Raw genomic sequence first — 18,673 nt, 5'->3', positions numbered from 1 at the left:
TAAGTACACTTCTATGGTAAAGCATTTTAAGAATCTTTGATTTCAAAAATCTTGAAAGTGTTTCTCTTAAAGTTGTGCTACAAGAACAACAAATTCAATTAACCATTCAGTTAAGTTTTCAGCGATTTGATAGGATGTTTCTTCCTCAGGAAAATCAGGGAAGTAATCATATAGAGCAGTTGTCAAGGTTGAGAGATTCTGTTGAATGTCATTCTCTTTTGCTTGAAAGAGTTGCTTTGTATAGCTAGAACCATTAGTAAGAATTAACTCTGTCAATTGGCTAATGAGTAACTCACAGAAGTCAAGATTAGGGAAGAAGACACTTTTTACATTGGTTAGTCCTAGTGTTTCTTGTAGGGCATCCACAGTATCTATGGTTATGTTGCGTTTCCCTTTTAGGATTTGGCTAATTGCAGGAGCAGAAATCAATCGGATGTCATCATCAAAATAGTAAGAGACTTCGTTTTGAGGGATTTCTTGTTCAATCAATTGTTGCTTGATAGATTCCCCGAGCAATTCACAATAGAGGGTTTTAACTTTAGTTTTTAGCATAAGTTGTCCTTTCCAGCCCTCAGACGGAAAGAAACATATGAGCTATTACAGTTACCGAGTGAGTGGAAAAAAGCACACCAAAGAAACGGTGAAACAGTAATATGCAGAATTAGTCTTTTTGACTAATTTTCATATTGTTTCAGTCCGTCCTTTGGTGGCCACCATTTGGACTATTTATATTTATAAGCTAATCTTAACTCTTTGCAGGATATAAATATATAACTTGTCAAGTCACTATCATTAAGCTTGATATAACGGAATTTCTTGCTGTTTTTCTCTGAAATATTGAACTAAAATACCCCGAAAAAGGACTTGCTAGGTCATTTTTTCTTTTAGCAGTATTAAATTTTTTCTCAAGTCCTTCGTGGTATAATAGAACAGTAAAGAAATCAGTTGACAAGGAGATTTAGAACTTGATACCATTAGCAACAAGCAACAAGCAACAAGCAACAAGCAACAAGCAACAAGCAACAAGCAACAAGCAACAAGCAACAAGCAACAAGCAACAAGCAACAAGGTAGTTTTCTACCTCTTTTCTGCGTGTACGAAAACACCCTCTTTTTTGAGAAAGGGGGTGTTTTGTAATGTCTAAAGATTTTATCGAACGCCCTCGCAAGAACGAGAAAGATGGAGCAATCGCCTATGTGCAGGAGCTCCTAAAACAGGCACGGGAGGATAGACGAAATGAGGATGTTGATAAGCTGGAAAATCTTATCCGCTTGCTCAATACTAAGAAATATGGTTTGGTCTGGGAGGAACATGCCGAATTGGTCGAGGAGGAAATGAAAACAAAGATTCCTGTCTTCATTGAGGACGAGACCAAGAAAATTGTGGGGAATCCTGAATCGGAGGACTATAACTTCTTGCTTGAAGGGGATAACCTGCATAGTTTGCACCTCTTGAAGAAGACACATGCAGGAAAAATTGATGTCATCTATATTGACCCACCATATAATACGGGGAATAAAGATTTTATTTATAATGATAAAATTGTAGATAAAAATGATGGCTATTCTCATTCAAAATGGCTAAGTTTTATGAGTAAGCGACTTGAGCTTGCTAGGGAACTCATGAGTAATTCAGGTTTAATCTTTATTTCAATTGATAACAATGAACAAGCTCAACTGAAGTTGTTATGTGACTCTGTTTTTGGAGAGTATAATTTTGTAGCTAATCTTATTTGGAGTAATAAAGAAGGTGGTGGAAGCTCGGATAGTAAGTTATTTAGGTTGAAACATGAATATATCCTTGTATATGCTAAGGGTATAGATGATGTAACTATCAAAGGTGTACCAATTTCTAACGAAGATAGATATAAGCAATCTGATGAATATGAATCAACTAGAGGAAAGTATTATTTGCAAAAACTAGGCATGGGTTCAATTCAGTACTCAGAATCATTGGACTATCCAATTGAGACGCCTGATGGAGGTTACGTAATGCCAACTGACAATAATAATGGGAAAAAAGCATGTTGGAGATGGTCGAGAAAGAAATTTGATTGGGGAGTTGAAAATGGTTTTGTAGAGATTAAGAAAAATCTCAAAAATGAATGGATTGTATATACAAAGCAATATTTAAATGCTGATAATGATGGAAATATTATTTCTCGTAGTCAACGACCTATGGGAGTGATTGAGACATTCTCGAGTACACAAGGTGCAAAGCAGTTAAAAAATATTGTTGCGAATGCACCGTTTTCATATCCTAAAGATACTAATTTAATTTCTTGGATTCTTGATAGAAATGAAGATAAAAATTGTAAAGTTTTAGACTTCTTCGCTGGCTCAGGTACAACAGGTCATGCTGTCGCTCAGCTCAACAAAGAAGATGGTGGCAATCGTAAATATATTCTTTGTACTAATAATGAAAATAAGATTGCTGAGGAGGTAACTTATAAGCGTTTGGCGAATATCCAAGAAGAACTTCCTCATAATCTCAAATACTTCAAAACTGACTTTGTGGTCAAGGAAGAATTTCCTGATGTCACCCTTGAATATGAGTTGCTCAACTATGTAACACCTCTTGTGGAATTGGAGTTTGGAGTGGATATTTCAAATCCTAAAGTGCAGGTTATCTTATCAGAAGACCAACTGGATGAGATGGATGAGTCAGACTTTGTCGAAAATTCTACCTTATTCTTCCATCCCGAGATTTTCTTTGATGCCAAACAGGAAAGCATCCTTCGTGAGAAAAACATTACGAAACAGGAGATTCCACACTATTACTTCGGAAAGGATATCTGGTCATGATTGAATTAAAACAATTCCAACAAAAATTGGTTGATAAACTTTTGAAATTTACTGCACCTGAATATGGTGTTGATGAAATGGTCATTAAGTCGCCAACGGGTTCAGGGAAGACGATTACCCTTCTTGACTGGGTCGATACCTACATCTCAAGTACCCATGACAATGTAGCTTTCGTCTGGTTTACACCTGGAGCAGGAGAGCTTGAAGAACAGAGTCAAGATAAAGCCAGACACTTTTTATCTATCAAGGCACAGTCGGTAGATGATGCCCTACTTCATGGATTTAACAAAGGAAGTGTTACTTTTATCAACTATGAGCGTGTTATCGGCAAGAAGTCAAAAGCCATGCTTTCAGATAGCGAACGTGATAACCTTGAAGACAAGATTGAAAAGGCTGTCGAAGCAGGTCGTCATTTTATTCTTGTTATTGATGAAGCACATCGTAATGATACCAAGAAGGCGAGAGATATTATTGCACGCTTTAATGCATCAAAAACTGTCAAGGTTTCTGCTACCATTGAAGACCCCAACATGCCTAAAAAGGTAGAGTTCTATGAGGTGACGGAAGAAGAGGTCATTGCATCAGGACTGATTACAAAATCGGTGGTAGTAAATGAAGGAATTGAAGACTATCTTGATGAAAGTCAGGATATTAGTGAGGAATTTGAACTTCTCTTTGAAAGTGCCGAGCAAAAGCGAAAAGAGATTGTTCAGGGGTACGCTGATAATGGTGTAACAGGCATCAATCCCTTGGTATTGGTTCAATTACCTGATAAGTCGGATTCTGAGCCTGAGTTGGTTGGTCGGATTGAAAAATATATTCAAGAAAAACTACATAAAACTTATGAGGACGGAAAACTTGGAATTTGGCTAGCTGACCAAAAGCGAAACCATCTCAATGTACAAGAGCTTGATAACAAAGTAGAATACCTCATTATCAAACAGGCGATTGCCACAGGCTGGGATGCCCCACGGGCTAAAATTCTGATTAAGATTCGTGAAAACATGGGAGAAGTCTTTACTATTCAGACTATTGGCCGCATCCGTCGGATGCCCGAACCTTTCAAAGGGCATTATGATGTTGATGTATTGGATAATGCTTATCTTTATACTTTTGATGTGGACTTCTTGAATGGTGCATTTACTCAAAAAGGAGTAGGAACACCTACGCCACTCCTGAATCGAAAAGATATAGCTAAAGATTTCCGTTTAATCAGCGAGCGAGTACTTGATTTGCATGAAGGACAAAATGAAAAAGCTATACGTGAAAATCTCTATCAAGGTATGGTTCGTGAATGGAATCTGACAGAAGATGTTGAATCAAATAAGCAAAAGTTAGAAAATCAAGGACTTCAATTTGGAAATTCCATTGTTAACACCTATAAACAAGGTCGTTTTGATACGTTGGAACATTCTGACCACCTTCGAGATAGAGAAAGACGAGTAGAAGCAGACTATCATGCTAATCGTCTTGACTTGCTTCATGCTTACCATGAACTTGACCGAGTTACTCACTTGAAAGTAAGTCAGGTTGAAGCTCTTCTGAAACGCTTCTTTATGGATAATAAGCGACCAAACAAGCAAAAACTTTTGACGTTGGAAGCTAGCGAATGGACAGCCTTTATCTTGAATAATTGGCGTGCTCTGCGTGAAGTTTTTAGACAAGCTGATATTCAGCCAACCATCAGTATGGGACTTGTAGTACCTCAGGAGAATGATTTCTATATTCCGATGACAGAACGTTATTCCTATAATCCAAAATTGGAACATATTGATATGATAACCAATGTCTATGAAGGTTATACAAATAGCGTTCTCAAAGGAAGTGAAGTTGAACGTCTTTTTGAAGAGTACATTGAATCACACGAAGATGCTGTTGCGTTTGTCTATAAGAACGGTGATAAAGGAAGTCAATATTTTTCAATTGTCTATAATACAGCCAGCTCTTCCCATCATTTCTATCCTGACTATATTGTCAAAATGAAGAATGGTGATGTCTATATTGTAGAAACCAAGGGTGGGGAAAGTGCTAAAGGTGAAGATAAGAATATTGACGAGTATGCACCATTGAAATACGAAGCCTTGAAAGCTTATCTTGAAAAATATAATTTAAAAGGGGCATTTATCCGTGATATTGCAGGCACTCTTCGCTATTTGAACGAAGGGGAATGGAGAGACGATATGGCAGATTGGCATCCGATTGATGAACTGTTTGGATTTTAGGAGGGGACTTGATTTCTTTTACCAAATATATTGAAAAAACATTCTATGATGAAATCTATGATGCAAGTGAGAAATATTTCCTAGGAAATATTGAAGAGCTAGGTATTACCTATGATTATGACGATGAAGTAGAAGTTACAGATGTAGAATTCAAGTATGTTTATGCTGGACATCGTGGAGATGGCGAAATTGATATAGATATTTTGACGGATGTCTATGCAGTAGTAACTGAACGTACGAATCATTATGAGAATACCATCGAAAAGAATTGCTGGCTTCGTGTATCTGCTATTGGAAAGCCTGATGCAGGAATCAAAAATTTTAAAATTGTAAAAGTTGACACCTATGAGAGGGGGACATATAGTACTTTTAAATATCCTCTCTCTGATAAACTTGTTCCATTTATTTGGAAGGATGATTTGGATAAGGTGGCAGAAGCAATTTTGAATAAATATGACCGAAATGCCTTGCTGACACCGACAAGGGTTGAACCTGATTATATTATTCAACAAATGGGGCTTCAGTTAAAGTATGCTTCCATTACGGAGGATACTTCAATTTTTGGTCAAATCTATTTTCAAGATAATCCTGAAAAGGGTATCTCTGCGGGAACAGTAGTTATTGATGAAAAGCTTCCTCAGATACGAAATCTTGGAGTTGTGAGAAATACGATTCTTCATGAATGTGTTCACTGGGAATTACATCGTTATGCTTTAGAATTAGCAAGAGCTGAGGAAGAGGAACTTTCTGTTCTATCTACAACAAATGACATTAAGGATGAAAAAGCTTCTGATATGATTAGTTGGATGGAATGGCACGCTGAATCAATTGCACCTAAAATCTTGATGCCTAAAGAGATGTTTATTCAAGAAGCAAGGAGTAGACAGCAACGGTTACTAGAGTTGAGTCAAACCCAAGATATTCTTGATATTCTTGAAAAATGGATTGATGAATTAGCTCAGTTTTTCGGAGTTTCTCGTTTATCTGCTAAAGTTCGCTTGGCAGAATGTGGTTTTGAAGAGGTGAAAGGTGCATTTATTTATATAGATGATACCTATGTTCCAACTCACACATGGAAGCGGGGATATTTAGAGGATAATCAAACTTTTTCAGTAAATCTGATTCAGCTTGGTCTTCAATTATTATCTCAGCCAGTCTTGAAAAAGCGTGTTGAGAAAGGTGAATTACTCTATGTAGAATCCCACCTCTGTATCAATGATGCCAAGTATCTTTCATATGATATTGCAGGAACTCCATTTCTAACGCCTTATGCAAGACATCATATGGATGAATGTTGTATTGTCTTTGAAATTTCGTCAAGCACTCGAATAGGTCGCTCTACTTCTTTAACCTTGTTACTCAATCGTGATGCAGATTCTGATATTCAATTTACGATTAGTTATCCGAAGGATAAGAATAATTGGCTCGAACAAGTTGATGTTCACATTGATGATACACTGGAAATTATGTCAAAGCTTAGTGGGATGAATAGTTTTGCTCCTGCATTAGTAGAAGTGATGAAATGGCGAGATGTTCGAAATCAGGAACTGGCTGATGAAACCAATCTCGGATTGAAGGCTATTTCCAACTTGAGGAATGGAAAGACTGAACCCAAACTTGAAACGGTGATTGCCATTTGTATTGGTATGAAATTACCACCAAGTATCAGTAAAATGTTAGTTGAACTATCAGGAAGAACACTTCGTGTAGGAAATCAGCAAGAAATGTTGTATGAGTTCATTCTTAATTGCACAGCAAGCTGGGATGTGAATATGTGTAATACACTATTGGTCAACAAAGGCTTCAAAGAGCTTGTTCCTGATAGAAGTGGCTTATAAAATAAATTAGAGAGGCTTTACATTATGGTAGCACAAAGTAAATATTTGCAGACTCTTATCAAAGATGTTATGGATAACTCTGATTCCAATGACTGGGACTCAGCAGTCTCAGAGTGGGAGATTTCAGATGTAGAAGAGGATGAACTATTAGAAGAATCATGTATATGTGGTAAAGAACATCTTCGTTACCTTTTTACAATTGAAAATCAATTGAATGGTAATGTACTTTATCCTATTGGTAGTTCTTGCATTAAGAAGTTTGAGCGTGATGATTTGAAATATGAAGTGGATGTCAAAGAACAATTATTTAAGTTGTTACACGCAGTAGAAGATAATGAATTTCTTCAATTATCATCAGAATTTTTCAGTCGTAAATTATTGCGTTATTTATTTGAAGTTGGAGCATTTAAAGCAACGAAATGGAATAACTTTGAACCAGAAAAAGATTATGAATTCATGATTGATATGTTTAATAAACGTAATCGAACTGAGAATCAAAATAAAAAAGCCGTGGCTATTATTCTGACATCAATAAAACCATTTCTACAAGAAGAATTAGCTCATAAGGTAAAAAAATAGATAAAGGCAGGTGCGAACCTGCCTTTTGGATTTCTCTGATTAATCGGAAAAAAAAACTACGCTTTTCCGACAGTTTAGAGGAATGAAATTTGATGAAGTGACTAGTCTATTTTATGGTGTTAATTGGTGTTAATGCTATCCATTTTTATGGATTTTAAAGGGTTTGGGAGAAGCATTTTTTCTATTAAATGTTGATATAAAGGGATTTGTTTGGTGCTGCTCTCCGTAAAAAATTAAAGTTTTGTTCTCAAAACGTTAATCAACTCGATTACATCAACGTTTATGGACATTCAAGAAATATTTCTTGAATGTCTTTTTTGTTGTGAGTGATTTTTGAGAAATGGTGCGAAGTTAAAATTTTTTCATTTATGAGTCATAGAAAACAGAATTCTCTCACAAATCAAATACATCTATTATTTGATTTTAAAAAAGTTTGTTTTTTATGAAAAAAAGTCATTTTATTTTCGAAAGTGATAAATATTTTTCTGAAAATGTGTTGACTTTTTTTTGGAAAAGTCCTATAATGTACCCGTAAATAAAACAATAGACTTAACAGAAAGTGAGGAAACGGATATGTTAACATGTTTTAGTATCAGTGCTAGTCAAGACGATACTGTAAGTGTAATGCCATATTTCTACTTTATTTCTGTACATAATATAAGCCACAAGTATAGTCACTCTTGACCTCTTCATATTTGTGTCTTATTTTGTGTTTAAGTCAAGAAAGGAAAAGAAATGAACTACGGTGATACGACCTTTATGATGTTGGCAACTTCCATGGTCTGTTTGATGACGCCTGGTTTGGCTTTCTTTTATGGTGGCTTAGCTAGGAAACGAAGCGTCCTTTATATCATGATGCAGTCTTTCATTTCTATGGGGATTGTAACGCTGATTTGGATTTATGGTGGTTTTGGTTTGGCTTTTGGGCGTGATATGGGAGGTGTCATTGGTAATATCTCAGATTACTTTGGCCTTGCTCATGTTGGTCTTGTTCCAAGTAATGTCCATGCGGCCTCTATTCCATTTATTTTATTCTTTGCCTTCCAATTAATGTTCTGTGTTATTACAGTACCTTTGATGAGTGGTGCTTTTGCAGAACGTTTGAATATGAAGGGTTACATTTGGTTGCTTATCGTTTGGACAATCCTCATTTACATTCCAGTTTGTCACTGGATTTGGGGTGGCGGTTTCTTAGACAAACTTGGTTTTGTTGATTTCGCTGGTGGTACGGTTATCCATACGACCGCGGGTTTTGCAGCCTTGTCAGCCATCTTTGTTTTGGGTCGACGAAATCAAGACAATATTGCGATGCAACCAAGTAACTTGATGGCAGCTGCCGTTGGTACTGGTTTGCTTTGGTTTGGATGGTTTGGATTTAATTCAGGAGGTGCTTTGAAAGCTGGTCAACTAGCTGCAACAGCCTTCTCAAATACCTTTATTGGTCTTGCCAGTGGTATGGTGACTTGGATGATTTACGCTCGAATCGTTCGTGGTAAAGTAAACTTTGTTGATGTCTTGACTGGTTCTGTTGCTGGTTTGGCAACTATTACACCAGTTGCTGGTTATATTGAACCACAAAAAGCTATTATTGTTGGGATTGTTGCTGGTATTATTTGTAATCTTGCCCTTTCTTTCCAAGAAAAACGCGGTTGGGACGATGCCCTAGGCGTTTGGGGAGTTCACGGTGTTGGTGGTTTCACAGGAACAATCTTAATCGGTTTGTTGGCTGATAAAGAAGTCAACCAAGTTTCAGCTAGTGCACATCAATTGCTCGTTCAAGTTGGTGGTGTGGCGCTAGTCGCTATTTATAGTTTTGTGGTTACCTTTATTATTTTGAAAGTTCTAGGTCACTTGACTTCTATTAAACCTAGTGATGAACAAGTTCAAAAAGGTTTGGATAAAACATTGCTAGAACAAACGACTTATGACATAAATTAATCGTTGTAGCTGATTGTATAATCGGTTCGTAAAATCTTTTTTTACGTGCCAATGCGGTGAACTATGGCATTGAAAGGAGGCGAAATATATGCTAGGTGTTGTGCTACTTTACGTTGGTATTGTACTAATTAGTAATGGGCTTTATCGGCTTGAAGGCATTCAAGATAAATCAAACGCCGTCATGAACATCTTTACTGGTGGACTTGGTCTGATATTAAATATCATCGCGATTGCTTATGGTAATGCGACTGGTCAAGATGCTCTTTGGTTCTATGGCAGTGCGACAGGTCTTTTGTTCGCATTTACATATCTTTACACAGCGATAAATACTATCTTTGATTTAGACCAACGTCTTTATGGTTGGTTTAATCTATTCGTAGCGATTAACTCTATTCCGGCGGGACTGCTCTGTATGACCTCAGGTTATGGTGGAAATGCTATTTACGGTATTATCTGGTGGCTATGGGGTTTGTTATGGTTAACAGCCTTTATCGAAATTAACTTGAAGAAAAATCTCGGAAAATTTGTTCCTTTCCTTGCCATTTTTGAAGGTATTGTAACAGCTTGGATTCCAGGATTCTTGATGCTTGTTAATATGTGGCCAAAATAGGTTGACGCATTACTGAAAGGAAGTAAAAAATGCAACTTACTGAACGTGAACGTGAGAAAATGATGATTTCTTTGGCAGGTATGATTGCTAAAGAACGTAAAGAAAAAGGATTGAAATTAAATCACCCCGAAAGTGTTGCTTTGATTACAAGCTATATTTTAGAAGGAGCTCGTGCAGGTAAAACTGTTGCTGAATTGATGGATGAAGGTGGTCGTGTTTTGACACGCGATGACGTCATGGAAGGTGTTCCTGAAATGATTCCAATGATTCAAGTTGAAGCAACCTTTGTGGATGGTACTAAACTGGTTACAGTTCATGACCCTATCCGCTAAGGAAAACGAAAGGAGGTGTAGATATGATTCCAGGAGAATACAAATTATCTAGTGACCCCGTTGCTTACAACGAAGGTTATGAAGCTATTTCATTGGAAGTTAAAAATGCTGGTGACCGACCTGTTCAAGTAGGTTCTCATTATCATTTTTACGAAGCCAATGAAGAAGGTCTAGTGTTTGACCGTGAAAAAGCTTGGGGTAAACGCCTTGATATTGCAGCTGGTACAGCTGTTCGTTTTGAACCGGGTGAAACACACACCGTTAATTTGATTGATTTCGGTGGTAAACGTCGCGTCTTTGGTTTCAACAACCGCGTCAATGGTTATTTGGATAAAGCCAAAAACGAAAAACGTGACAAGAAATAGGAAAGAAGGCATAAATTATGAGTTTTGAAATGGATCGAAAACAATTTGCCTCACTTTATGGACCTACTGTTGGAGATAGCGTTCGCTTAGGTGACACTAATCTTTTTGCAGCGATTGAAAAAGATTACACAGTCCATGGTCAAGAAAGCAAGTTTGGTGGAGGTAAAGTGCTTCGTGATGGTATGGGTGTTAACCCAAATGAAACACGAAAATCTAATCCTTTTGTAGTAGATACCATTATTTCAGGCATTACTATCATTGACTATACAGGTATTGTCAAAGCCGATGTCGGCATCCGTGATGGTAAAATCGTTGCTATCGGTAAAGGTGGTAACCCTGATATTATGGATAATATTGACTTTGTTGTCGGAGCAAGTACTGAAGCAATTTCTGGGGAAGGCCTTATTTTAACAGCAGGTGGTATTGACCTCCACGTGCACTACATTTCTCCAGGTCTTACTCATGCCGCTCTTGACAATGGTATCACAACATTGTTTGGTGGCGGTACTGGACCAGCCGATGGTACTAACTCAGCAACAACAAGCCCAGGTAAATATCATATCCATCGTATGTTGGAAGCAATGGATAACGAACCAATCAACTTTGGTCTTTTAGCAAAAGGTGCTGGTGCTAACCCTGAAACTATCGCAGAACAAATTGAAGCTGGTGCCGCTGGTGTTAAAACCCACGAAGACTGGGGTGCAACCGCAGCTGGTATTGACAATTCATTGAAAGCCTGTGATAAATACGACGTTCAATTTGCCGTCCACACTGACTCTTTGAACGAAGGTGGATTCGTTGAAAATACCTTGAATGCCTTTGCCGGAAGAACCGTCCACACATTCCACACCGAAGGTGCCGGTGGGGGACATGCTCCAGACATCATGGTCGTTGCTGGTCAAGATAATATCTTGCCATCATCAACTAACCCAACAAACCCTTATACTAAGAACGTTATCGATGAATTGTTCGATATGACTATGGTTTGTCACAACCTTGACCCTAAAGTCCCAGAAGACGTTTCATTTGCTGAATCTCGTGTTCGTAAACAAACCGTTGCGGCCGAAGACGTGCTTCATGATATGGGTGCTCTTTCAGTCATGACATCTGATGCGATGGCTATGGGTCGTGTTGGTGAAGTGGCTATGCGTTGTTGGCAATTAGCTGATAAAATGAAAGCTCAATTTGGACCACTTGAAGGTGATAGTGAATTTAACGACAATAACCGTATCAAACGTTATGTGGCTAAATATACTATCAACCCTGCTATCGTCAATGGTATGTCTGATTACATTGGTTCAGTTGAAGTTGGTAAATACGCTGATCTTGTTATTTGGGAACCTTCTAAATTTGGTACAAAACCCAAAATGGTTCTTAAAGCAGGTATGATTACTTACGGTGTTATGGGTGATGCCAGCTCAAGTCTTCCAACACCTCAACCACGTATGATGCGTGATTTGTATGGTGCTAAAGGTAAAGCTATCGGAAGCACAAACATTACTTTTGTTTCACAATACGCTTATGACCATGGTATTAAAGAAGAACTTGGCCTAGACCATATTGTTCTTCCTGTTCATAATACACGTAACTTAACAAAACGTGACATGAAACTTAACAACTACACACCAAAAACAATCAAGATTGACCCTCAATCATTTGAAGTAACAATCGATGATAAATTGATTTCTTGTGATCCTGTTGAAACAATTTCATTGGCACAACGTTATTACTTGTTCTAGGATAATGAGTAACAAGGGAATTCGGTATAATCACATAGTTTTATTGAATTCCCGTTTTTGTTTTTAAGGAGAAAACGATGATTTTAACAGAAGTGTACAAAAATGTTGATGATATCAGTAATTTGCAAGATTTTCACGTTGAAACAGCGATGGTAAAAAGCGATGATTTGCTTAAAAAAGTTTTGCGCGTGACAAGTGACCACGGTCACGATTATGGTATCCGTTTGGACGATGATGTTTTGGAAAATGGCTCAGCCTTTAAACTATCGGATAAAGAATTATTGGTTCTTAGTGTCATTCCTGATGAAATGATGGTAGTGACACCAACAGATATTGACAATATGGGTGAATTGGCTCACATGCTTGGTAATCTTCACAAACCAATTCAAGTTTCTGAAGGAAAAATCTCACTTTTATTTGATAAAGTTGTGGCACAAACTTTGGATAAAAAACACATTCCTTATGAAATCAAAGAAGTTCAATTGACTGAACCACTCCGTTATGTAGATTTGGCGAAATGATGAAATGATATGGATACTAATTTTTTAAACTATCTAGAAGTTTTTCAAGTTTGCGATTCGACCTTTCCAATTGGGACCTTCAACCATTCATTTGGTATGGAGAATTACCTGTTTGACCGTCGCATCAAAAAAGGACCTGAGTTTAAAACATGGCTAAAAAACTATTACAAAACACAGTTCAAATATGGTGAAGGTTTGCTGGTGAAATTGAGTTATGAGGCTTTAGAAGAGGGTGACTTCTCGCGTCTTTTAGAACTTGATCATTCAATGGATACCGCAACCATCGCAAAAGAAACAAGGGTTGGGACACGCTTAATTGCCCAACAGATGCTGACCTTGTTAATGAAACTAAATGGTGAAAACATCCCATTTTTGAAGGACTACCAAGCTACGATTAAGCAAAAAGAAGCTTATGGCAATCCTGCTATTGTGTTTAGTTTGTTTGCACATGAAAAAAAGATGCCTCTTCACGAAGCTTTCTTAATGTATGGTTATAGCGTGGCGTCAACGCTTGTTCAAAATGCCGTGCGTGCCATTCCTCTTGGTCAAAAAGAAGGGCAAGTGATTTTGCGAGATATTGTAGAAGAGATTGCAACCCTCTACCAACCTGTCTCACATTTGACTCAAAACTTCTTGGGAGCAAATTCCCCGGGCTTAGAGTTGGCTCAAATTAATCACGAAACACAAGAAGCACGACTTTTCATGTCATAATTAAATTTTGGAGGATACAACAATGAAACGTACAATTAGAATTGGTGTCGGTGGACCTGTTGGTTCTGGTAAAACAATGATTATCGAACGTCTAACCCGTCATATGGCAGATGATTACAACATCGCGGTTATTACAAACGATATCTACACAAAAGAAGATGCTGAATTTATGGTGAAAAATTCAGTCTTATCTGAAGATCGTATCATTGGTGTTGAAACGGGAGGTTGTCCTCACACTGCTATTCGTGAAGATGCGTCAATGAACCTAGCAGCTATTGAAGAATTGGAAGATCGTTTTGATCATGATTTAGACATCATCTTCTTGGAAAGTGGTGGTGATAATTTGGCTGCAACCTTTAGCCCAGAATTGGTTGACTTCACCATTTACATTATTGACGTGGCTGAAGGTGAAAAAATTCCTCGTAAAGCTGGTCAAGGAATGATTAAATCTGATTTGTTTGTCATCAATAAAATTGACCTTGCTCCATATGTTGGTGCTGACCTTGAACGCATGAAAAAAGACTCTGAAAAATTCCGTGCTGACGGTACTTTCTTGTTTACCAACTTGAAAAAAGACGAAGGTCTTCAAGGTGTTATTGACTGGATCAAACGCGACTGCTTATTAGAGGGGTTATAAAGTGAAAGATCTTGACGGTTATATTGACTTACGTTTTGTCCACCGCAATAATCGAACAGTAGCAGAAAGAACTTACCGAGAAGGCAATTCTCGGATTTCTGCTTCGATTACTGATACAGGGACAACGCCTGTTTATTTCTTGATTTCAACAGGTGGTGGCTTTATTGAAGGCGAAAGTTATCATCAACATATCAGTTTGGAAGAAAATGCCCATGCTGTGGTCACAAGCCAAGCGCCAAGCTACATTTACAAGTGTGAAAATGGCTTAACGACCAAACAAAGCGCCGCGATTACAGTCGGTAAAAATGCGACCCTAGAATTTTATCTTGACGAAGTGGTGCCTTACAAAAACGCTAACTATCTCCAAGAAACGACAGTCGATTTAGACGAAGGAGCATCAATCATCTTAACAGATGGCTTGACAGCTGGTTGGTCACCAGATGGCTCACCTTTTCAATACCGTTTTGCAGGTTTGAAAATGACCATCAAACAAAACGACCGCTTGTTGTTGAATGACTTTCTTGTCTGTGACCCGCTAGAAGATGATATGGGTGAGATTGGCTTTTTCGAAGGATACAAAAATTACAATTCCGTGACCATTATTGACCCGCTTTTGACGCAAAAACACGTGGACCAATTCAGAGAAGTCCTAGCTAGTATTGATACGGATTGTCGATATGGTGTTACTCAAATTGATTCAGGTGTGGTCTTGCGTGTGCTTGGACCAAATTACCACGAAAATCGTCGCCTCATGTGGTTATTTACCAATTTTTACCGCGAAGAAATCAAAATCTTCTCTCCAATCAATCTTAGAAAGCCGGATGTTCACATTCGATAGGTGAAAATTATGTTTTTAGATGTTATTTTAGGAGGCTTAGGGGCTATCCTTGGTGCCTTTTTGCGTTCAATCTTAAGTGATAATCTCAATGTCAAAGGCAATAAAATCCCTTGGGGAACGCTTTGGGCCAATGTGATTGGCTCTGTGCTTGCTGGTGTCTTGGTTGGTATGGCTGCCAATCATGCCTTGTCCCATATGGCAAATGTCTTTCTCATCGGCGGTTTCTGTGGTGGTTTGACGACCTTTTCAACTTACTCGCTGGAACACTACAAGATGGTCTTGGCAAATACTAAAGGCATCGCTTGGCTCTACTGGTTAGCCTCTGTTCTGATTTGTATCTTCTGTGTTTATGTAGGCCGATGGCTTTATGGAATCATTTAGGAGGGGAACATGAAAAATAGTGAAAAATACAGTGCAATTGCAAGTGGTGCCTTTTTTGGTGGTGGTCTTCGTGTTTTAGTTGAAAATCTCACACCTGCTAGCTGGGGGTCTTCCTTTGCTGTTCTTTGTGTCAATATACTAGCCTGCCTGATTATCGGCTGCTTTACAGGATTATTTATCAAACACGTGACCAATCCTTTTACCAACAAAGCTATCGTGACAGGTTTTTGTGGTAGTTTATCGACTTTTTCATCGTTTTCAGTCGGCATTGTGCAACTCTTGGCGTCCAATCGTGTGATAGAAGCTGCTTGTTATATTGTCTTAAATCTCGTCATAGGCTATGCTGCGGTAGTCGTAGGACTTCGATTGACTTTGGGCAATAAAGTTAAAGAATATTTAGTAAAATAATTTAATGAATTGATTTAGTGAATTAAAAGAAAGAGAGTATATCGTATGCATATACCAGATAATTACTTAAGTCCAGAAACGTGTGCGGTTTTGGCTGCAGGAGCGCTCGCTGTTGTTGGCTATTCTGTGCGAAAAGTCAAGGTTGAATTAAGCGAAAAATCAGAACTCGCACCCATGTTAGGGATTGCCTCGTCCCTTTCTTTTTTGATTATGATGTTTAATGTGCCTGTTCCTGGTGGTACAACGGCACACGCTGTTGGAGGAACTTTGCTGGCCATTTTGATTGGACCGTACGCTGCCTGTCTGTCCATAACGGTCGCCTTGATTTTGCAGAGTTTCTTATTTGCAGATGGCGGAATTATCGCTCTTGGCGCCAATGTGTTTAACATGGCCTGCGTGATGCCTTTTGTTGGCTATGCTATTTACCGTTTCTTTGCCAAACGCCATCACAGTGACCTTGGGGTTATCCTTGGTTCTTATATTGGTATCAATGTATCTGCCTTGCTAGTTGGGGTAGAACTAGGCTTGCAACCTGTTCTTTTCCATACGGCTAGTGGCCAAGCCCTTTACAATCCTTACCCACTATCAATCACAGTTCCTGCCATGACCTTGACGCACCTCTTGTTTGCAGGACCAATCGAAGCCTTCTTTACTTACGTCATTTACCGCTTTGTTAAACGCGTTACTCCAAATGAACTCTACGAAAATGCCGCTATTCAGTCAGAAAATGCCAAAACATCCTTTAAACCCTTGTATTACCTTTTAGGAGCTCTAGTGGTTTTGAGCCCGATTGGATTATTAGCTCAAGGAACAGCCTTTGGGGAATGGTCAAAATCTGAAATGCTAGATAAATTAAAATCAGAAGGTGTAGCAAGCCAATTACCACAAGGGATGGCTAAAGGATTGGACTATCAAGGTTTGTTTAGTGACTACACAGTTCCAGGCACCAATCTCCCACTAGGATATATTTTGAGTGCTATTACTGCCATTATTATCTTTGTTTTAATCGGGAAAGTATTAGGAAGTCTGAATGGAAAAGAGAGAGACTAATCTAACTTTACCTACTTGGTTAACCGCAGAAAATCACGATAACATCAAGACGGACCCCCATCGCAATTACATTCAGATCAACATCAGGGGTGTTATTCGCCTGCTTAATTTTTTAACAAATACCAACGTTTCTTACTCCTCCAAAAAATCCCCTTGGATACGCCTACTATCTTTAATTACCTACACTATCATGATTTTAAAAGGAACCAGCTTAACCTATCTTTGGATAGTAGGACTGTTGTTGTTTATCAAATTGAGCGTTTTGCCAGGCTCAGTTATCATTAACATTATCAAAAAATTATTTCGTTTGCTTATCATATCTGCCATTGTTTTACTCCCAAGTATTGTGATTAGCCAAAACGACATGACCCTATTTTTGATACGCGTTGGATTGATTTTAGTGAATATTTCCATCTTCCTCGCCATTACCTCGTGGCAGCAGTTTATTTTAGCGCTTCGTCAATGGCATCTGCCTACGATTATCATCCTAGTCATTGACATCACGATAAAATACATTTATATGCTAGGAATGTTTTTAGAGGAATTATTATACAGTATTCGTTTGCGGACCTTGGGGCAACACGTGAGCCGCCAAGTTTTAGGGGCTTTATTAGGACAATTGTATTTGTCCTCAAAAGAACGCACAACCGAAACCTACCAAGCTATGGTGCTAAGAGGTTATAGCCGTGATTCAAAGGGGTATTCTTTGGATAGACGACTCCCTTTTAACCGCTGTGATTTCGGTGTTTTAGTCGAATTAGTTGCCTTGATTGTCTTATATTTTATCTAAAGTAGGAGTCGCTGATGATTAAAATAGAAAACGGAAGTTATCATTATACAAATAGTATTGGGATTCATGATATTAACCTCGACATTTCTAAGGGAGAAACGGTCTGTATCATGGGATCCAACGGTTCAGGGAAATCCACTTTATTGAAGTTGATAGTCGGATTGTACCCTTTTGAGGACGGAGAATATTTCTTTGAAGGCGATAAGATTGATGCTGATTTCTTAAATGATAATCAAAAAGTCGGCAATTTTTATCGCCATTTTGGCTTTGTTTTCCAAAATCCCGACATTCAACTGTTTAACATGACCGTCTATGACGAGGTAGCTTTTGGCTTGCGTAACCTAGATTTATCAGAAGACGAAGTCAAGCAACGTGTCATGGATAGCCTAGAATTGCTGGGTATTACCCACCTCAAGGAGCGCGTGCCCTATCACCTCTCAGGTGGTGAAAAGAAACTAGTCGCTATCGCGAGTGTCCTAGTCATGAACCCAGACGTGATTATTTTTGACGAACCATTTAACGGCTTGTCCCCTAAATATCGCAAACTCATTACAGAGCTGATTCAACGACTTCAAACGATTGGCAAGACCTTTATCATCTCAAGTCACCATTTTACGCAAATTCGATACCTCGTTGATAAGGCTTATATTTTTACAGAAGACCATACACTTGACAAAGAAGTCCTCCTCAAAGATTTGGAAGACCTACCAGACTTTATCGAGTATTTGGACAATATATAGACATACCAAAAAGTAGCAGAAATCCCCATGAACTGCACCCCAAAAGTGGCTCATTGTCAACTGTAGTGGGTTGATGCCAGCTAACATCTAGAGAGAACAAATTGGTTTTCTCTTTTTTGACGTTCAAAGCGATGAGAATGCGTTTTTTAAAGTTTTCAAAGTTCCTAAAG

The 18,673-nt window shown here is 38.3% G+C and carries 19 protein-coding genes; 18 read left to right on the top strand and 1 reads right to left on the bottom strand.

Going from position 1 to position 18,673, the window contains the following annotated elements; all coding sequences use genetic code 11:
- Positions 1-66: 66 nt before the first annotated feature.
- Entirely contained in the window at positions 67-552 is a 486-nt protein-coding gene (locus ACFORE_RS07315; RefSeq protein WP_380435084.1) for an XRE family transcriptional regulator, read from the bottom strand.
- A 584-nt stretch (positions 553-1,136) separates the two neighbouring features.
- Between ACFORE_RS07315 and ACFORE_RS07310 the strand changes: the two genes are divergently transcribed.
- From ACFORE_RS07310 to ACFORE_RS07225, 18 genes are all read left to right on the top strand, one after another.
- Positions 1,137-2,804, top strand: a complete 1,668-nt coding sequence (locus ACFORE_RS07310) for a site-specific DNA-methyltransferase (RefSeq protein WP_380435083.1) — start codon at positions 1,137-1,139, stop codon at positions 2,802-2,804.
- Positions 2,801-5,026 (top strand): DEAD/DEAH box helicase, encoded by a 2,226-nt coding sequence (locus ACFORE_RS07305; RefSeq protein ID WP_380435082.1) that lies wholly within the window; start codon positions 2,801-2,803, stop codon positions 5,024-5,026. Before ACFORE_RS07310 ends, ACFORE_RS07305 begins: the two co-directional genes overlap by 4 nt.
- Before the next feature lie 8 nt (positions 5,027-5,034).
- On the top strand, positions 5,035-6,864 hold the full coding sequence (locus ACFORE_RS07300) for an ImmA/IrrE family metallo-endopeptidase (protein WP_380435081.1): 1,830 nt from the start codon (positions 5,035-5,037) through the stop codon (positions 6,862-6,864).
- A gap of 24 nt (positions 6,865-6,888) precedes the next feature.
- Positions 6,889-7,443 (top strand): hypothetical protein, encoded by a 555-nt coding sequence (locus ACFORE_RS07295; protein WP_380435080.1) that lies wholly within the window; start codon positions 6,889-6,891, stop codon positions 7,441-7,443.
- Between the two features lie 735 nt (positions 7,444-8,178).
- Positions 8,179-9,381: an ammonium transporter gene (locus ACFORE_RS07290; RefSeq protein ID WP_235281016.1), complete on the top strand. Its 1,203-nt coding sequence runs from the start codon at positions 8,179-8,181 to the stop codon at positions 9,379-9,381.
- Positions 9,382-9,469: 88 nt separating this feature from the next.
- Complete coding sequence (locus tag ACFORE_RS07285) at positions 9,470-9,991, top strand: AmiS/UreI family transporter (RefSeq protein ID WP_264879771.1); 522 nt, start codon at positions 9,470-9,472, stop codon at positions 9,989-9,991.
- Positions 9,992-10,020: 29 nt separating this feature from the next.
- Positions 10,021-10,323, top strand: a complete 303-nt coding sequence (locus ACFORE_RS07280; protein ID WP_154455309.1) for an urease subunit gamma — start codon at positions 10,021-10,023, stop codon at positions 10,321-10,323.
- Positions 10,324-10,346: 23 nt separating this feature from the next.
- Entirely contained in the window at positions 10,347-10,688 is a 342-nt protein-coding gene (locus ACFORE_RS07275) for an urease subunit beta (protein WP_154455308.1), read from the top strand.
- A gap of 17 nt (positions 10,689-10,705) precedes the next feature.
- Positions 10,706-12,427, top strand: coding sequence for an urease subunit alpha (gene ureC / locus ACFORE_RS07270; protein ID WP_154455307.1), 1,722 nt, complete (start codon positions 10,706-10,708; stop codon positions 12,425-12,427).
- Between the two features lie 77 nt (positions 12,428-12,504).
- Complete coding sequence (locus ACFORE_RS07265) at positions 12,505-12,948, top strand: urease accessory protein UreE (protein ID WP_154455306.1); 444 nt, start codon at positions 12,505-12,507, stop codon at positions 12,946-12,948.
- Between the two features lie 9 nt (positions 12,949-12,957).
- Complete coding sequence (locus tag ACFORE_RS07260) at positions 12,958-13,659, top strand: urease accessory protein UreF (RefSeq protein ID WP_154455305.1); 702 nt, start codon at positions 12,958-12,960, stop codon at positions 13,657-13,659.
- 22 nt (positions 13,660-13,681) lie between these two features.
- A complete protein-coding gene (gene ureG / locus ACFORE_RS07255; RefSeq protein WP_154455304.1) occupies positions 13,682-14,296 on the top strand; it encodes an urease accessory protein UreG in 615 nt (204 codons plus the stop codon).
- Between the two features lies 1 nt (position 14,297).
- A complete protein-coding gene (locus ACFORE_RS07250; RefSeq protein WP_167829314.1) occupies positions 14,298-15,134 on the top strand; it encodes an urease accessory protein UreD in 837 nt (278 codons plus the stop codon).
- A 9-nt stretch (positions 15,135-15,143) separates the two neighbouring features.
- Entirely contained in the window at positions 15,144-15,515 is a 372-nt protein-coding gene (crcB, locus tag ACFORE_RS07245) for a fluoride efflux transporter CrcB (protein ID WP_154455303.1), read from the top strand.
- A 9-nt stretch (positions 15,516-15,524) separates the two neighbouring features.
- The gene (locus ACFORE_RS07240; RefSeq protein WP_154455302.1) at positions 15,525-15,923 is read left to right on the top strand and encodes a fluoride efflux transporter FluC; all 399 of its coding nucleotides are present in this window, start codon (positions 15,525-15,527) and stop codon (positions 15,921-15,923) included.
- Positions 15,924-15,968: 45 nt separating this feature from the next.
- Entirely contained in the window at positions 15,969-16,973 is a 1,005-nt protein-coding gene (cbiM, locus tag ACFORE_RS07235; protein WP_380435079.1) for a cobalt transporter CbiM, read from the top strand.
- Positions 16,954-17,763, top strand: coding sequence for a CbiQ family ECF transporter T component (locus tag ACFORE_RS07230; protein ID WP_294592869.1), 810 nt, complete (start codon positions 16,954-16,956; stop codon positions 17,761-17,763). The genes cbiM and ACFORE_RS07230 overlap by 20 nt, the downstream gene beginning before the upstream one ends.
- A gap of 14 nt (positions 17,764-17,777) precedes the next feature.
- Entirely contained in the window at positions 17,778-18,503 is a 726-nt protein-coding gene (locus tag ACFORE_RS07225; RefSeq protein ID WP_380435078.1) for an energy-coupling factor ABC transporter ATP-binding protein, read from the top strand.
- Positions 18,504-18,673 lie beyond the last annotated feature (170 nt).

This window comes from Streptococcus alactolyticus (assembly GCF_042649785.1).
GTDB lineage: Bacteria > Bacillota > Bacilli > Lactobacillales > Streptococcaceae > Streptococcus > Streptococcus alactolyticus.
This window is presented reverse-complemented; position numbering and strand designations above follow the sequence as displayed.

Excerpts from the sequence above, each read along its gene's own strand:
- ACFORE_RS07315 (WP_380435084.1), bottom strand. The coding sequence starts at position 552 with ATGCTAAAAACTAAAGTTAAAACCCTCTATTGTGAATTGCTCGGGGAA.
- ACFORE_RS07310 (WP_380435083.1), top strand. The coding sequence starts at position 1,137 with ATGTCTAAAGATTTTATCGAACGCCCTCGCAAGAACGAGAAAGATGGA.
- ACFORE_RS07305 (WP_380435082.1), top strand. The coding sequence starts at position 2,801 with ATGATTGAATTAAAACAATTCCAACAAAAATTGGTTGATAAACTTTTG.
- ACFORE_RS07295 (WP_380435080.1), top strand. The coding sequence starts at position 6,889 with ATGGTAGCACAAAGTAAATATTTGCAGACTCTTATCAAAGATGTTATG.
- ACFORE_RS07290 (WP_235281016.1), top strand. The coding sequence starts at position 8,179 with ATGAACTACGGTGATACGACCTTTATGATGTTGGCAACTTCCATGGTC.
- ACFORE_RS07285 (WP_264879771.1), top strand. The coding sequence starts at position 9,470 with ATGCTAGGTGTTGTGCTACTTTACGTTGGTATTGTACTAATTAGTAAT.
- ACFORE_RS07280 (WP_154455309.1), top strand. The coding sequence starts at position 10,021 with ATGCAACTTACTGAACGTGAACGTGAGAAAATGATGATTTCTTTGGCA.
- ACFORE_RS07275 (WP_154455308.1), top strand. The coding sequence starts at position 10,347 with ATGATTCCAGGAGAATACAAATTATCTAGTGACCCCGTTGCTTACAAC.
- ureC (WP_154455307.1), top strand. The coding sequence starts at position 10,706 with ATGAGTTTTGAAATGGATCGAAAACAATTTGCCTCACTTTATGGACCT.
- ACFORE_RS07265 (WP_154455306.1), top strand. The coding sequence starts at position 12,505 with ATGATTTTAACAGAAGTGTACAAAAATGTTGATGATATCAGTAATTTG.
- ACFORE_RS07260 (WP_154455305.1), top strand. The coding sequence starts at position 12,958 with ATGGATACTAATTTTTTAAACTATCTAGAAGTTTTTCAAGTTTGCGAT.
- ureG (WP_154455304.1), top strand. The coding sequence starts at position 13,682 with ATGAAACGTACAATTAGAATTGGTGTCGGTGGACCTGTTGGTTCTGGT.
- crcB (WP_154455303.1), top strand. The coding sequence starts at position 15,144 with ATGTTTTTAGATGTTATTTTAGGAGGCTTAGGGGCTATCCTTGGTGCC.
- ACFORE_RS07240 (WP_154455302.1), top strand. The coding sequence starts at position 15,525 with ATGAAAAATAGTGAAAAATACAGTGCAATTGCAAGTGGTGCCTTTTTT.
- cbiM (WP_380435079.1), top strand. The coding sequence starts at position 15,969 with ATGCATATACCAGATAATTACTTAAGTCCAGAAACGTGTGCGGTTTTG.
- ACFORE_RS07230 (WP_294592869.1), top strand. The coding sequence starts at position 16,954 with ATGGAAAAGAGAGAGACTAATCTAACTTTACCTACTTGGTTAACCGCA.
- ACFORE_RS07225 (WP_380435078.1), top strand. The coding sequence starts at position 17,778 with ATGATTAAAATAGAAAACGGAAGTTATCATTATACAAATAGTATTGGG.